Origin of the sequence: Anabaena sp. CCY 0017 (genome assembly GCF_963920885.1) — a bacterium.
Lineage (GTDB): Bacteria > Cyanobacteriota > Cyanobacteriia > Cyanobacteriales > Nostocaceae > Nodularia.
This window is the reverse complement of record NZ_CAWUDG010000011.1, coordinates 49,820-65,133: the sequence shown is the minus strand read 5'-3', so window position 1 is coordinate 65,133 and position 15,314 is coordinate 49,820. Positions and strand designations below refer to the sequence as shown.

General features: G+C 41.9%; 13 protein-coding genes. 11 read left to right on the top strand and 2 right to left on the bottom strand.

All coding sequences use genetic code 11. The annotated features are described in order from the left end of the window. Window positions 1–55 precede the first annotated feature (55 nt). The 5 genes from ACM0OW_RS14805 to ACM0OW_RS14785 all read left to right on the top strand — a co-directional run bounded on the left by ACM0OW_RS14805 (window position 56) and on the right by ACM0OW_RS14785 (window position 7,782). Window positions 56–553, top strand: a complete 498-nt coding sequence (locus ACM0OW_RS14805; RefSeq protein ID WP_414550860.1) for a phosphate-starvation-inducible PsiE family protein — start codon at window positions 56–58, stop codon at window positions 551–553. Window positions 554–696: 143 nt separating this feature from the next. Beyond that, entirely contained in the window at window positions 697–2,427 is a 1,731-nt protein-coding gene (locus ACM0OW_RS14800; RefSeq protein WP_414550859.1) for a diflavin flavoprotein, read from the top strand. Window positions 2,428–2,896: 469 nt separating this feature from the next. Next, window positions 2,897–4,756 carry an NAD(P)H-quinone oxidoreductase subunit F gene (locus ACM0OW_RS14795; protein ID WP_414550858.1) on the top strand — a complete coding sequence of 620 codons (1,860 nt, stop codon included), beginning with the start codon at window positions 2,897–2,899 and terminating at the stop codon, window positions 4,754–4,756. 122 nt (window positions 4,757–4,878) lie between these two features. Then, a complete protein-coding gene (locus ACM0OW_RS14790; RefSeq protein ID WP_414550857.1) occupies window positions 4,879–6,381 on the top strand; it encodes an NADH-quinone oxidoreductase subunit M in 1,503 nt (500 codons plus the stop codon). Window positions 6,382–6,468: 87 nt separating this feature from the next. Further along, a complete protein-coding gene (locus ACM0OW_RS14785) occupies window positions 6,469–7,782 on the top strand; it encodes a CO2 hydration protein (protein WP_414550856.1) in 1,314 nt (437 codons plus the stop codon). Between the two features lie 55 nt (window positions 7,783–7,837). On the opposite strand, the gene ACM0OW_RS14780 is transcribed toward ACM0OW_RS14785, so the two are convergent. Next, entirely contained in the window at window positions 7,838–8,515 is a 678-nt protein-coding gene (locus ACM0OW_RS14780) for a response regulator transcription factor (RefSeq protein ID WP_414550855.1), read from the bottom strand. A 1-nt stretch (window position 8,516) separates the two neighbouring features. Continuing rightward, window positions 8,517–9,641, bottom strand: coding sequence for a sensor histidine kinase (locus ACM0OW_RS14775; protein WP_414550854.1), 1,125 nt, complete (start codon window positions 9,639–9,641; stop codon window positions 8,517–8,519). Window positions 9,642–9,941: 300 nt separating this feature from the next. Here ACM0OW_RS14775 and ACM0OW_RS14770 point away from each other — a divergent pair, with 300 nt between their 5' ends. From ACM0OW_RS14770 to ACM0OW_RS14745, 6 genes are all read left to right on the top strand, one after another. Continuing rightward, window positions 9,942–10,271, top strand: a complete 330-nt coding sequence (locus ACM0OW_RS14770; RefSeq protein WP_414550853.1) for a hypothetical protein — start codon at window positions 9,942–9,944, stop codon at window positions 10,269–10,271. A 3-nt stretch (window positions 10,272–10,274) separates the two neighbouring features. After that, window positions 10,275–11,960, top strand: a complete 1,686-nt coding sequence (gene kdpA, locus ACM0OW_RS14765; protein WP_414550852.1) for a potassium-transporting ATPase subunit KdpA — start codon at window positions 10,275–10,277, stop codon at window positions 11,958–11,960. Between the two features lie 66 nt (window positions 11,961–12,026). Further along, window positions 12,027–14,093 (top strand): potassium-transporting ATPase subunit KdpB, encoded by a 2,067-nt coding sequence (gene kdpB / locus ACM0OW_RS14760; protein ID WP_414550851.1) that lies wholly within the window; start codon window positions 12,027–12,029, stop codon window positions 14,091–14,093. A 54-nt stretch (window positions 14,094–14,147) separates the two neighbouring features. Beyond that, window positions 14,148–14,336: a potassium-transporting ATPase subunit F gene (locus tag ACM0OW_RS14755; protein WP_414550850.1), complete on the top strand. Its 189-nt coding sequence runs from the start codon at window positions 14,148–14,150 to the stop codon at window positions 14,334–14,336. Continuing rightward, the gene (gene kdpC, locus ACM0OW_RS14750) at window positions 14,336–14,917 is read left to right on the top strand and encodes a K(+)-transporting ATPase subunit C (protein WP_414550849.1); all 582 of its coding nucleotides are present in this window, start codon (window positions 14,336–14,338) and stop codon (window positions 14,915–14,917) included. The genes ACM0OW_RS14755 and kdpC overlap by 1 nt, the downstream gene beginning before the upstream one ends. A 23-nt stretch (window positions 14,918–14,940) precedes the next feature. Then, the gene (locus ACM0OW_RS14745; RefSeq protein ID WP_414550848.1) at window positions 14,941–15,264 is read left to right on the top strand and encodes a hypothetical protein; all 324 of its coding nucleotides are present in this window, start codon (window positions 14,941–14,943) and stop codon (window positions 15,262–15,264) included. Window positions 15,265–15,314 lie beyond the last annotated feature (50 nt).

Genomic DNA, 15,314 nt, shown 5'->3' with positions numbered 1-15,314 from the left:
CTTGGCGGTATGCGCTACGCGAACGATAAATTCATAAATCAAATAGGACGGCTATATGTACAAACCTGTTTCAGAAAATGGCAAAGTTTCTGTTTACGAAATTAATCGGGGTCGCATCGTCCGCTCTTTGGAATTCATTCAAGATGTGATTGTGATTTCCTTATGTATTGGTTTATTTAGCTTCATGGCTATTGAAGTCTGGGATATGTTTCTTTCCCTACTTCCTCCCTTAGATTTCCATGTAGTTACTGCCGATATCTTATTTTTGCTAATTTTAGTAGAGTTATTTCGGCTGCTAATTATTTACCTCCAAGAACAACGCATATCTATTGGAGTTGCTGTAGAAGTCTCCATTGTTTCCGCCTTACGAGAAGTGATTGTTAAAGGCGTACTAGAAACAAATTGGAGTCAAGTTTTAGCGACTTGTGCCTTCCTATTAGTGTTAGGAATCCTGTTAATTCTGCGAGTTTGGCTACCCCCTACCTTTGACGGTATTGACCCAGAACAAAAAATATCCCAACACTATCGAAAGCGCCATAAAGAAGAATACTGAAGAGAGTAAGCTGTTCCACATTTAACTTGCATGACATGGGCGGGAATATTTGCCCTCCCCACAAGATTTTCATCTAATTTAAATATGCCAACTAGATGTTTTTAGCTGATTAATTCCTAGTACCCAACTGAGAGGAGATGATTATGACCGTTGCTACATTCAGTCGCCCCAGAGATGTACAAGTGGCAAATATTGGTGAACAAACGCTAATGTTGCGATCGCGTACTTGGGATCGTCTAAAATTTGAAGTTGAGTATTCCCGTCAAAAGGGGACTACAGCCAATTCTTATCTGATTCAGGCTGATAAAAAAGCTTTAATTGACCCTCCTGGTGAATCTTTCACGGCTATTTACATAGAACAATTATCACAACATCTTGATTTCAGTACCCTTGATTATATTATTCTCGGTCACGTCAACCCCAACCGCCGAGTTACCCTCGAAGAATTACTCTTCCTAGCACCGCAAGCTACCTTGATTTGCTCCCGTCCTGCTGCTAATGCTTTGAAAACTGATTTTCCTGAGTGGGAATCACGCATTCAAGCTGTCCGTTTTGAAGATACTTTTGATTTAGGACAAGGACATAAGTTGAAATTTATCACAGTTCCAACTCCCCGTTGGCCTGATGGTCTTTGTACCTACGACCCTGCAACCAAGATTTTGTACACAGACAAGTTTTTTGGCGCTCATATTTGCGAAGATACCTTATTTGATGAAGACTGGAAAATATTAGACGCGGAACGCCATTATTACTTCGACTGTCTTCATGCACCCCAAGCCAAACAAGTTGAAACAGTTTTAGATAAATTGGCAGTGTTGGGAGCTAGATGTTATGCTCCTGGTCATGGGCCAGTGGTGCGTTATAGTCTGAGTCGTTTTAACTATGATTACCGTCAATGGTGTCAAGCACAAAAATCTCAAGATTTAAGCGTTGCTTTGCTTTATACTTCTGCTTATGGTAGTACAGCAATTTTAGCTCATGCGATCGCTCAAGGTTTGATTGAAAATGGTGTGAATGTCGAATCTATCAACTGTGAACTCGCAGATCCCGCAGACATTACCCGGATAATCGACGCTAGCGATGGATTTATTATCGGTTCTCCCACTTTAGGCGGTCATGCACCAACTCAAATTCAAACAGCTTTAGGTATAGTCCTCTCAACGGCGGCGAAAACTAAGTTAGCTGGAGTATTTGGTTCCTACGGTTGGAGTGGCGAAGCCATAGATTTAATTGAAGGTAAACTCAAAGATGGCAACTATCGTTTAGGTTTTGAAACAATTCGAGTACGCTTTAGCCCTACACAAGAAATTCTCGAACAATGTCAAGCCGCAGGTGCGACTTTTGCCCAAACTTTAAAGAAAACCAAGAAACTACGTACTCCTCGCCAAGTCGTTCCAGAAGCCAAAATCGACCGTACCGAACAAGCAGTAGGCAGAATTATTGGTTCTTTGTGTGTAGTAACCACCCGTGATTTAGAAACTCATAAAGGTATTTTAACTTCATGGGTATCTCAAGCCACATTTAATCCCCCAGGAATTATGATTGCTGTTGCTCAAGAACAGAATGCAGACTTAATGCGTCAACCTGGGGACAGATTTGTGTTGAATATCCTCAAAGAAGGTAGAAATTTACGACGTTATTTTTTCCGTCAAAGCACATTAGGAGAAAATCCCTTTACCAATCTGGAGACAAAAACTGCTGATAATGGTTGTTTAGTCTTAGCTGAAGCATTAGCTTATTTAGAATGTACCGTCACCAACCTACTTGAATGTGGTGATAGATGCTTAATTTATGCCACAGTCGAGCAAGGCGAAGTGTTAGAAAACGATGGCGTGACTGCGGTTGAACATCGCAAATCAGGTAGCCAATATTAACAGTTATCAGTTATCAGTTATCAGTGACAGCCGTTTTCATGTATTTAGACCACATTCTTGATTCCTCTGGTGCGCCTCTGCGTGAGACATAGTTGAGTAGAAATACTTAAGTAAATCAGCGTGATAACTGTTAACTGATTTTGCTGTATCAATTAAAACTAATCCTAATTCCTAGACCATCATCTATGGTTAACATCAGGAACGTAAATGGTATTAATTAAACTCCAACCCAATCCATAGAGTATAATCTATGGTTAAACTCATAAAATGATTATATAAGAATTAATTAGAGTAGACATTATCGATTTATTTTGTTAGATATTTCCTTTTTGGTAAATATAACGGTAAGATAAAAATAATATTAAGCAAAAATAAATTTCCTTTATTTACTATCAATTGCTGACTGAGAGCGAGGTGAAGTTTGCTCCCAGCATGGCTAATTTGTGCTATCAATACAGAGGTTAATTTCATGGCTCAGTTTCTCCTGGAGACTGTTTGGCTAGTTCCTTTCTATGCCTTAACAGGTGGACTTTTAGCAATTCCCTGGTCGCCGGGAATCATTCGCAAAACTGGCTCAAGACCAGCAGGTTATGTCAACTTAATCATGACATTTTTGGCATTAGTTCATAGTGTCTTAGCTTTACAATTTACCTGGAATCAACCACCCCAAGAAATATTTATTCCTTGGCTATCTACCGCAGGATTAAACCTCACCATTGCTATAGAAATTTCTTCGGTAAGTGTAGGCGCAATGGTGATAGTAACTGGCTTGAATTTCTTAGCTCAAATTTTTGCCCTGGGTTACATGGAAATGGATTGGGGTTGGGGACGCTTCTATTCTTTATTGGGATTGTTTGAAGCGGGATTATGTGCTTTAGCTTTGTGCAATAACCTGTTTTTCAGCTATGTGATTTTGGAAGTCCTAACATTAGGAACCTATTTATTAGTCGGTTTATGGTTTAGTCAACCTTTGGTAGTAACTGGTGCTAGAGATGCTTTCTTAACCAAGCGGGTAGGAGACTTATTCTTACTAATGGGAGTCTTGGGTTTATGGACTTTATCAGGTACTTGGGATTATACAGAATTAGCAGCATGGGCTAGTAATACTCAAGTAGACCCCAAGGTGATTACATTAGTAGGTTTAGCATTAGTTGCTGGTCCGATGGGTAAATGCGCTCAATTTCCTTTGCATTTGTGGTTAGATGAAGCGATGGAAGGCCCTGTTCCCAGTACAATTTTGCGGAACTCGGTAGTAGTTGCGAGTGGTGCGTGGATATTAATTAAACTGCAACCTGTATTAACGTTATCGCCTGTAGTTTCATCGTTTATTATCGCCATTGGTGTTGTGACGGCTGTCGGTGCATCCTTAATTGCGATCGCTCAAATTGACGTGAAACGCTGCTTATCTTATTCTGTTAGTGCTTACATGGGCTTAGTGTTTATTGCTGTAGGCACACAACAAGAAGAAACAGCACTATTGTTAGTACTTACCCATGCTTTAGCTTCAGCATTATTGGTCATGAGTACCGGCGGTATTGTCTGGAATAGTATCACCCAAGATTTAACTCAACTTGGCGGACTGTGGACACGTCGTCCCATGTCTGGGTTAGCTTTCATTGTGGGTACGTTGGGATTAATTGCTGTTCCCCCGTTAGGTAGCTTTTGGGCTTTGGTGGAATTAGCTGATGGACTGTGGGACACTTCCCCTTGGTTAGTGGGAGTGATTATTTTAGTCAACGCTTTAACAGCTTTCAGTTTAACCAGAGAATTTGGCTTGATTTTCGGTGGTAAAGCTAAACAAATGAGTGAGCGATCGCCTGAAGTTCATTGGCCGATGACTATGCCCATGATGATTTTATTTGGCTTTGTGCTGCATTTGCCTTTAGTGTTACAAAGCTTATCAATATTACCTGATTGGGCAAGTCTGAATAAAGATGTCGTGCTATTACTAATTTGGTCAAGTATTTTTGGTTGCAGCATTAGCGCCGTCATTTATTTAGGCAATATTCCCAAACCCATTCGCCTTCCTTGGAAACCTTTACAAGATTTATTCGCTTACGATTTTTACACACCAAAACTCTATCGCGTCACCATCATTTTCGGCGTTGCCCAACTTTCCAAATTTGCTGATATGGTTGACCGCTTTATAGTTGATGGCATCGTGAATTTAGTCGGTTTATTTTCACTATTAGGTGGCGAAGGTTTAAAATACAGTACCACTGGACAAACCCAAACTTATGCCTTCACCGTGCTTTTAGGAGTAGGCGTTTTCTGTGCCTGGATAACTTGGCCATTCTGGAAAATCCAGTTTTTAGATTTAATGTTTTAAGACTGCACCAATCACGCAAAAACTCTCCCAAACCCTCATTCCTCCGTGTCCTCTGCGCCTCTGCGGTTCTTTTCTCCATAATTTTGCATAAATTCTAGTCCATCACCAATTCCCAAATTAATATGTTGAGTTTTCTGATTTGGATACCAATTCTCAGTGCTGTAATTATCGGGTTTTTACCCAGTAAAGTTGTCCCAGCTAGTCGCATCCGTTTAGTATCTTTAATCGTAGCAGGCATAGTTTTATGCTGGAACTTGTTTATTTTGCTGAAATTCGATATCAGCACCCCAGGGATGCAATTTGAAGAATATCTGCCTTGGAATGAAACTTTGGGTTTGACTTATCAACTAGGGGTTGATGGGTTATCAATTCTGATGTTGCTACTCAATAGTTTACTCACCTGGATTGCTATTTACAGCAGTGATAAAGAAACTGAACGCCCACGGCTTTTTTACGCCCTAATTTTATTTATTAGTGGTGGCGTTGCTGGGGCATTTTTAGCAGAAAATCTGTTGTTATTCTTTTTGTTCTACGAACTAGAATTAATCCCCTTCTACTTATTAATTTCCATTTGGGGAGGAGAAAAACGGGCTTATGCTGGCATCAAGTTTCTAATTTATACTGCTGTTTCCGGTGCTTTCATTTTAGCTACCTTCTTAGGTCTGGTATTCCTAACTGGTGCTAACAGTTTTGCCTTCGATGCTGTATCTACCCAAAATATTTCGGCAGGTTTACAACTCGTCCTCCTGATAGGAATTATTATTGGTTTCGGGATTAAAATTCCTCTCGTTCCCTTCCACACTTGGCTACCTGATGCTTATGTTGAAGCTTCCGCACCCATTGCGATTTTGTTGGGTGGCGTGTTGGCGAAGTTGGGAACCTATGGACTATTACGCTTTGGGATGGGAATGTTTCCCCAAGCTTGGACTGTGGTTGCACCAACTTTAGCAATTTGGGGGGCTGTTAGTGCTATTTATGGGGCGGTAATTGCGATCGCGCAAACAGATATCAAGCGCATGGTAGCATACAGTTCTATCGGTCACATGGGTTATGTCTTATTAGCCAGCGCCTCTAGCACACCGTTAGCAATGGTGGGTGCAGTCGCTCAAATGTTCAGCCACGGTTTAATTCTGGCAATTCTCTTCCACTTAGTCGGGGTAATAGAAGCAAAAGTTGGTACGCGTGAATTAGAAAAACTCAACGGCTTAATGAGTCCTATTCGCGGTTTACCTTTAATTAGCGCCCTACTGGTTCTCAGTGGTATGGCTAGTGCGGGAATTCCAGGTTTAACAGGATTTGTGGCGGAATTTATTGTATTTCAAGGTAGTTTTTCAGCCTTTCCTTTACCCACACTATTGTGTGTAGCGTCTAGCGGCTTAACAGCAGTGTATTTCGTTATTCTCCTCAACCGCACCTGTTTTGGCAAGCTTGATAATAATTTAGCTTACTTCCCTAAAGTTGTCTGGGCTGAAAAAATTCCGGCTTTAGTTTTGGCAGTTCTGATTATCTTTTTGGGTATACAACCAACTTGGTTAGTGCGCTGGAGTGAAACTACGACTACAGCTATGGTGGCGACAATTACCCCTATGGAAAAAACGGTGGTTGCTCAAGTTGTTGTTAAATAAAATATGAAAATGAGCGAACCGCCAAGTCGCCAAGAGCGCCAAGAGAGAAATTAAATTTAAATATCACTAAGTTTAGAGGCAATAGCAATGGTACAAACTCCAGAAAAGTCTACTAGTAAATTACCCCCTTCTCAACATGAATTTGCTGATATCATTCATCGGCTAGAAGCAGGTGGTTCGATGTTGCCAGATACACCTGAAAATTTAAAGCAAATTATCGGCATTTATAAAGCTTATGCCGTACCGATGGATTTCTACTGGCGTGACTTGCTTTATATTGCTGAACGTGTATTTTTAAATCCGTTGCCTTTTTTCAAATACTTCTTACCTAAAGAGTATTTAGAATTGCATAATCATTATGCTGGTGATGATGCAGAATTGAGAGTTTGGCGCGGTGAAGCTACTGCACATCCTGAACTTTTGGCATTTATGGAAAAGGGTGAAACCTTGAAAATGCCCAAGTTATTACATCACTTATTCCATGACCGCATCAATATGGAATTTGCTGAAGCTTGTATGCGGGCTATGTTGTGGCACAGGGGAATGGGTGGTAAATTTGACCCTTATTTAGATAGCCCAGAATATAAAGCCAACGCTGATAGAGCTATCAAAGCTTATTTCCAAGGAAACCCGGTAATGTTGGGGCTTTATAAACTGTTCCCAGATATGTTTTTAGAACAGTGCCGCCAAATGTCTTACTATTCTAATTTGGGGCTATTCTGGGAAGTTATGGCTCCGGTATTTTTTGAAATGTCAGATTTATATGACGAAGGGAAAATTACCACTGTCCCAGAAGCTATGAATTTTCTGGTAAATGGCATTTTTGCAGTGGCAAGTCGTCCAATTTACCATCATGTTTATATCCGTGGTGAATGCTACGAAATCGTTCCCAAATCTGAAGGTTTTGTCTGGTTGTATGAAGCTGCATTACCTTATGTAGAAGCTGTTTTTTATCGGACAGCACCTTTTAGGGGAACAAAATCTTATAATGCTCAAGCGGGTCAAGTACCAAATAAGCAACAAGATTTCCACTATGGTATTCTTTATGCTGATGTCTTTCCGGTGGGTACAGCAGGTATTCCCCCAACATTATTAATGCAAGATATGCTGCATTTCTTGCCAGATTATCTGATTGAAGATTACAAAAAACATTGCCGAGGTGAAGATGATATTTTGATTCAGTTGGGAATTACTTTCCAACGGTCAATGTACAATGTTACATCTGCGGTAATTCAAGCATTACGCACAGCATTACATCATCCTTTAGATGACCCTGACCCTGAGCATTTACAAGCCAATAGAGACTTTTATGAGGCGCAGTTAAATCGCTTTACTCGGACTGATTACGGTATGTGTGATGCGGCGCGTCTCGGTGATATTCAAAGCCAGGATTATCGCTAAAATTGTGGTTCTGATTCATGTAATAAGGGCGTTCATCCTGACCGCCCCACAACATTTATTCTTGGATGATAAAGTTCCTTTTAATTAAGTTTTTTTGCGTGGCTACAACCACAGCCTGAGTGCGATCGCTTACTTCTAGTTTATGTAAAATAGCATGAACATGAACTCTCACAGTTCCAGGAGTAATATATAATTCTAAGGCAATTTGTTGATTAGTTTTTCCGGCTGCCAAAAAAGACAAAATTTCTTGTTCACGCTGAGTCAAAGGATTGGCAGTTTTAGATATATTCTCCGAGTACGACTCAGAGGTAAAAGTAGAACGAATTTCATTTGTTGCTGTTTCATCCCACCAGGATGCACCCACAGCCACAGAACGCAGTGCTAATACTAATTTTTCCGCAGCAATTCCTTTGAGGCAATAACCTTGAGCGCCAGCTGCAATCAACCGCGAAATCAGGGTTTTTTGAGAATGAGAAGTTAAAACTAAGATTGGTAAAAGAGGATTTTGCTGCTTGATTTGTTTACAAGCCTCAATCCCGCCAATACCTGGTAATCCCACATCTAGCAACACCACATCCAGAGTGTGTTGACTAACTAACTCAATCGCGGTTTCACCATCCTCAGCTTCAGCCACAATCTCTAACCCAATTTCTTCCTGCAATCGCACGCGCAAGCCTAAGCGAAATAGTTCATCATCCTCAACTAAAAGAATTTTGATGGGGGTAGACAGCATCTCACGCAGTTAGAGAGGACTGGAACGGGTATACAGGGAGCTTAAAAGCAAACATAGCTCCAACTGGTAATATGTTCTCTGCCCAGATTATACCGCCGTGAGCTGTAATAATTTGGCGAGATAGATAAAGTCCTAATCCTGAACCTTTGGTTTGGCGTTGGCTATGTCCTTGATAAAATCGTTCAAATAAATGGGAAAACTCTTCGGGCTGCATACCCGCACCTGTATCCAAAACTTTTACAACTTGATAAGCAGATTGTGATTCTAACACGACTTCCACACGGCCATTGCGGGGCGTATGGTTGATGGCATTGACTAAGAGATTGATGATGACTCGTTGGAGTTGTAAAGCATCACCTTTCGCCCACAAAGATTGTCGCCAATCAGATGCACCATAATTAACACAGAGATATACACGCCGATTTGCTGCTAACTCAGTCAGAGTGCTAGCTGCTTCTTCTGTCAGCATAGCTAAATCTACAGGTGCTAAATTAAGTTCTAAACCTTCAGTATCATTACGATAGATATCTAATAAAGTTTGTAACAATTGCAGTGAAGTTTGATGACTACGCGCCATTGTCGCTAAAACTTTTTGCTGTGCCGGCAATACGGGGCCAAATTTTTCCGCTTCAAAGGCTTTGAGAGTTTCAATTGCTCCTAATAAGGGCGTTTTCAGGTCGTGGGTGAGTGTAGAAGCAAAATCTTCTCGGACTCTGACTAATTCCTCTTGTGCTTCTAGTTTGGCACGAGTTAAGGCGATCGCTTCTTCAGAACGCCGGACACGCTGACGCAACCCACCATAGGCATCACTGAGAATACCTGTGACAATCAACGCCAGCGAAGCGATCGCTCTACTAGCAATTGTCGAAGCCTTCATCACTTCGCCTCCTGGCAATACAAGATTTAACATAGTTAAAAACACAGCCGCAAGAGTAGCTTGAAAAGTTGCACGCCTTCCCAACCAGGCATTTGTCAATAAAATCGGGCCTGTGTAGAGATACCCGAAAACGTAAGGAATGGGCGTAGAGAACTCCAGAACCATCACAAATATATATAAACCAGCAATGAATAAATATTTGCCCAAACGCGATTCTTGATTAAAACGTTTAGTTATAAGATGTCTCATCCAATAAATTAAGTATTACTAATTAAATGTCCAATTTTTAGTTTTCCGTGAGTGCGATGATGCTGAAAATGATATGGCATCCCTATTCTATTTATTTTATTATATTTGACCTATTAATGGATTTTTTTAGGGCGTTTAGCTAAAAATAAACACTTCCCTAAACATTATAAACGCTGACATATATTTTAAATAAACACTAAATATAGAAAAATAAACTCCATTTTATACCCTTCTAATACTTGCTTTAATAGAGAAATTAATTGATGATAAAAATTGTTGCAAATCAAGAGAACCAAGATCATGTTCTCTATAAATCAGATAAATGCTGACATGGCATTAGGTTTAATAAGTACAAAAATCACGAATAATAGCTGTCATTGTGGCATTGCCTTAACCAGCTTGAAATTACCAAAAAAATGCTTTGCTTTGGGGATTATCAGAGATAACCAAATCATTCTAGCAAGTGCCGAAGCAACTATTTGGTGTGAAGATTACATCCTGGCTGTTGCTCTAAATGCAGCCTCAGTTCCAGAGCTAAAATTTACCCTAAATAAAACACATCCGGTTCACTACTCATCCCAAGAATGTCCAATTAAAAATCTAAAAACAACTTATCGGGAGCTTTCTTAATTCATGTTACAAGGATGGATACAAATTACTTTAACCTTACTAATAGTCATAGCCACAACTCCCTTACTGGGAAGGTACATGGCGCGGGTGTTCATGGGAGAAAAAACACTACTTGACCCCATAATTAATCCCTTGGAAAGAGTAATATTTGCCATTAGTGGAGTACGTCCCCAAGAAAATTTAACAGGTCGGCAATATGCCAAAGAATTGCTGTGTAGCAATCTCATTATGGGGATTTTTGTGTACTTCATCCTGATGTTTCAAGGATGGTTGCCACTCAATCCCACAGGATTAGATGCACCAAGTTGGGATTTAGGACTGCACACAGCCATTTCCTTTCTCACCAACACCAATCAACAGCATTACTCAGGTGAAACGACTTATACATATAGTAGCCAAGTCTTTGCCCTCGGTTTTTTAATGTTTACTTCAGCTGCAACAGGTTTAGCAGTGGCGATCGCCTTTATTCGGGGTTTAACTGGCAGACCATTAGGTAACTTTTACACCGACCTAACCCAATCAATCACCCGGATATTATTACCAATATCAATAGTTGGCGGCTTGCTTTTACTATTAGCAGGTGTACCAGAAACCCTAGCAGCACCAGCGACAGTCACCACCTTAGAAGGCGTAACTCAAGTAATTGCCCGTGGCCCAGTCGCCCATTTTGAAATTATCAAACAACTGGGAGAAAACGGAGGTGGTTTCTTTGGAATTAACTCAGCACATCCCTTTGAAAATCCCAATGGCTTCTCTAACCTATTAGAAACTTGGGCGATGATTGCCATCCCCGCATCCCTAATTTATACCTACGGTGTCTTTACTAATAACCGTAAGCAAGCATGGTTAGTATTTTGGATGGTATTTATCATTTTTGTTTTCTTAGTAGGAATTACAGCAGTAGGCGAATTTCAAGGAAATCCCCTAGTTAATCCCCTCTTAGGAGAACAGCAACCCAACTTAGAAGGAAAAGAAGTGAGATTTGGTTGGGCGCAAACAGCACTTTGGGCAGTCATGACCACAGCCACAATGTGCGGTGCTGTCAACGGAATGCACGACTCATTAATGCCTCCCGGCGGATTTGCCACACTCTTTAATATGTTCTTGCAAATCATTTGGGGAGGACAGGGAACCGGCACAGCTTTCCTATACATCTACTTAATTTTGGCAGTATTCCTCACCGGCTTAATGGTAGGGAGAACACCGGAATTTTTAGGACGCAAAATCGAGAAAAAAGAAATTGTTTTAGCCAGCGTCGTCCTATTAGTCCACCCTTTCGCCATCCTGATTCCCTGGGCCATAGTCTTCGCCTTTCCTGACACCCTCTCAGGTATTAGCAACCCAGGATTTCATGGAGTTTCCCAAGTAGTTTACGAATACGCATCCGCCGCCGCCAACAACGGTTCAGGATTTGAAGGATTAGGTGATGACACACTTTGGTGGAACCTCAGCGCCGCAGCCAGTATTTTGGCGGGGCGTTATATACCAATTATTGCACTGCTACTTTTGGCAGATAGTATGTCTCGTAAACAACCTGTTCCTATGACCACAGGTACTTTGAGAACAGACACCAGACTCTTCACAGGAGTGACAAGCGGAGTAATTTTAATCCTGGGCGCACTCACCTTCCTCCCCGCCCTAGTCCTTGGCCCCATAGCAGAAGCATTCCAACTAGCCACAGGAAGATAAAAATTTTTCTTCTTTCTTTGCGCCTTTGCGCCTTTGCGTGAAAAAATCCAACTCATCAACCCCAAAATGGAAACAACAAAACCCCGAAAACAACGCAAACAAAAACCCCAAACCAAACCAACCGGACTCTACACAAGAGCATTTCAACAAGCATTTGCCAAACTATCCCCACGTAACATGATCAAAAATCCAGTCATGTTCGTAGTCTGGCTAGGTACTATCATCACAGCATTGATGACAATTGCACCGAACATATTTGGCCCCACACCAGGAGAAAATCCGCGATTATTCAACGGACTGATCACCCTAATCTTATTCTCAACCATTGTCTTTGCCAACTTTGCCGAAGCCGTAGCCGAAGGAAGAGGGAAAGCTCAAGCAGATGCCTTGCGATCGGCAAAATCCGATGCCAAAGCCAAAAAAATTCTCCCCGATGGTTCCCTCCAAGAAGTAAGTTCCACAGCCTTACGTCGCGGTGACACAATCAAAGTAACTGCTAGTGATATCATCCCCGCCGATGGGGAAGTAATTAAAGGTGTGGCCTCCGTTGATGAATCAGCAATTACAGGAGAATCAGCACCAGTATTAAAAGAACCGGGTTCAGACATTGCCAGTTCCGTCACCGGAGGAACCCGTATCACCTCCGACGAACTCATAATTCGGGTGACAAATGACCCAGGAGAAGGCTTTCTTGACCGAATGATTGGTTTAGTAGAAGGTGCTTCCCGCAGCAAAACACCTAATGAAATTGCTTTAACAGTATTGCTGGCAGTTCTCACGCAGGTATTCTTGGTTGTGATTGCCACACTACCTACAGTGTCAGTCTACGTCAACTCACCCATAAGTATTGCCGTCCTCATTGCCTTATTAGTAGCCCTCATTCCCACCACCATCGGCGGCTTATTAAGCGCCATTGGCATTGCCGGCATGGATAGAGTCGCCCAATTTAATGTCATAGCCACCTCTGGAAGGGCGGTAGAAGCCTGCGGAGATATCAACACCCTGATTTTAGACAAAACAGGTACAATTACCTTGGGAAACCGCTTGGCAGAAGAATTTATTCCCATCAACGGTCACGCAATGGTAGATGTAGCGCAAGTTGCCCTGGCATCGAGTGTATTTGATGAAACCCCAGAAGGCAAATCAATCGTCAAACTCGCAGAGAAATTAGGCGCAAAATTAGATTTTGATCCCAAGCAAGCAGAAGGGATTGAATTTTCTGCCAAAACCCGCATGAGTGGTACTGACTTATCCAATGGGGTAGAAATTCGTAAAGGTGCAGTAGATGCCATTAAAGGCTTTGTTCGTTCTCGCCAGGGAAAATTAACACCGGAACTTGATACCGCTTTTGAGCGAATTTCTCGCTTAGGTGGTACTCCCTTAGCACTGTGCAAAAATGATGATATCTACGGCGTAATTTATCTCAAAGACATCATTAAACCGGGGATTCGGGAACGCTTTGACCAAATGCGCCGCATGGGAATTAAAACCATCATGCTCACCGGAGATAACCGAATTACTGCATCTGTAATTGCCGCAGAAGCCGGAGTTGATGACTTTATTGCCGAAGCCACACCTGAAGACAAAATCGAAGTCATTAAAGCTGAACAAGCCCAAGGAAAACTCGTCGCCATGACTGGAGATGGGACCAACGATGCCCCAGCTTTAGCCCAAGCAAATGTAGGCGTGGCAATGAATACAGGTACTCAAGCCGCCAAAGAAGCTGCTAACATGGTAGACCTAGATTCTGACCCCACCAAGTTAATTGATATCGTCACCATTGGTAAACAACTACTCATTACTCGTGGCGCACTCACCACATTTTCTATTGCCAACGATATCGCCAAATACTTCGCCATCCTCCCCGCCATCTTCTCAGGAATTGGCGTTAGCGCTCTCAATATTATGGGTTTAGCAAGTACCCAATCAGCAGTTTTATCAGCCCTAATTTATAACGCCTTAATCATTCCCGCACTCATTCCCCTAGCACTAACTGGCGTAAAATTTCGACCATTAACCGCCGACCAACTTTTACAACGCAACATATTCATCTACGGATTTGGAGGCGTAATAGCACCCTTCATAGCCATCAAAATCATCGACCTTTTAATCACAACCATAGGACTAGCCTAATAGACATCTCCGCGCCCCTCTGCGTTTACCTTAGCGCCCCTTTGCGTTTAAATCATGAAAAACTTATCCCTCACCCTCTTCCTCATCCTTTCCCTCAACATATTCCTAGCACAAGTTGTCTACGCAGCCACCCCTAACGAAATATCACGAGGTGCATCTTACGCGATTGGACTTTTAGGAATAGCCACTTTAGCCGTCAGCACTTATTTATTCGTTGTCATTTTTCAACCGGAGAAATTCTAATGAGCCAAATTACTAAAGCCATTCGTTCCACCTTAGCGTTGTGGATATTAACAGCCTGCCTTTATCCCTTATTCATGCTGATTTGTGGACAGATAGCCTTTCCCTTCCATGCCAACGGTAGCTTAATCACCAACAATCAAGGCACAGTAATCGGTTCAGCCTTAATTGGTCAACCTTTTGCAGGCGATCGCTATTTTTGGAGTCGCCCTAGTGTTATTGACTACAGCACCAGCCCCGAAGTTGCTACCACAGGTGTATCAGGAGCCAGTAACCTAGCACCCAGTAACCCCGAACTTCTCGAACGCATTCAAGAAGAAGTCACACGGTTGAAACAAGCTGATATTCAACCCACTCCTGACCTAGTTTATAGCTCTGGCTCTGGTTTAGATCCACACATCAGCCCTGAGTCCGCCCAAGCTCAATTATCGCGGATTGCTGCTGTCCGCAATGTGGATACCCAACAAATTCAAAACCTGATATCTCGAAACACCGAAGGCAGATTCTTGGGTATATTTGGTGAACCTGGAGTTAATGTTTTGAAGCTTAATTTGGCTTTGGATGCTTTACAGCCTGCAACTTAACTTTTGGAGGGAGTCAATAAATCATGTTTAACTCCATTAACTCTAGAAATATACCATCTTTAAGAGTGGCGATTGCCTGCGGCGGGCGTTCTGCCATCGCTCTCCAGGCAGACCAACCGCCTCAGTTGGCATCACCTAACCATAGCATCAAATCTGTCACCAGCATTTTCTTAACCTTCTTGTTCATTGGCTTCATCTTGGGATGCCTACTTCAGCATAAAAGGGATAAAAAAAAGCGAGTAATTCATATTTTCCGGGAAACCAAAACTTTAGAAACTATTGAAAAGATAACGCCTGAAACCCAAAGCCAAATTGAAACTTTAGAAAGTATCTGGAATAAGTCTTAACATCAAACCTGACCACCTGTCTTCATCACAGTCCCCAAAAACCATTAACT